Origin of the sequence: Mycolicibacter sinensis, assembly GCF_001667375.1 — a bacterium.
Classification (GTDB): domain Bacteria; phylum Actinomycetota; class Actinomycetes; order Mycobacteriales; family Mycobacteriaceae; genus Mycobacterium; species Mycobacterium sinense_A.
Genome location: NZ_LZIN01000107.1, coordinates 1 through 721 on the forward strand (window position 1 = coordinate 1; position 721 = coordinate 721).

Here is a 721-nt window from a genome sequence, read left to right on the forward strand (position 1 = left end):
ACCGCGATCTTCGTCGGCGGGACGATGTTGCCGACGCCCTCGGCGGCGTTCGCCCAAACCGCGGCCGACCTGTTCCTCAACCCGCTAGGCTTCGACGCCGGCGACGATCCGACGGTCTGCGTGATCGGTGCCGGCATCTGCGATTCCCCGCTGCGGATCCTGTCCACCCCGGCGCTGGTCCAGCAGGGCCACAGCAGTTTCGTCGGGGCGGCCGAGATCGTGCGGGCGGTGCACGCCGAACTCAACGCCAACCCCGACGCCTACGATGCCGACAACCCGCTGTGGGTGTTCGGCTGGTCGCAGGGCGCCACGGCCGGTTCGATCGCCATGGCCCAGCTGGAACACGACGGCGTCGACCCGCAGTTGCTGCATTTCGTGTTCATCGGCAATCCGGTCGGTGCCGACACCGCGTCGGAGGGTATGGGCGGGGTTTCCTCCTCCGACTTCTTCGACACTGCTCTGCTGTCGGGTGTCCAGACCCCGAACAACTGGTTCGCGGTAACCGATTACACGATCCCCGGAGATCCGGTCACCGACCCCACGTCCACCTCTGAGCTCGGTTTGTTCTACGAGCACATGATGTATCTGGGGCTCACGCCCGATCAGGTGGCCAACCACCTGGCCACCACCGACGGCGCGATCACCGACATCGACATCTCCGGTGACTTCGACCAGTTCGGCGCCTGGATCAATGCGTGGAGCCACGGGCTGGTCGACAGCG

At 66.2% G+C, this 721-nt stretch carries 1 protein-coding gene; it reads left to right on the top strand.

The annotated features are described in order from the left end of the window. Positions 1 to 721: PE-PPE domain-containing protein (locus A5771_RS24730; RefSeq protein WP_064857189.1), on the top strand; the 721-nt coding region annotated here is incomplete at both ends.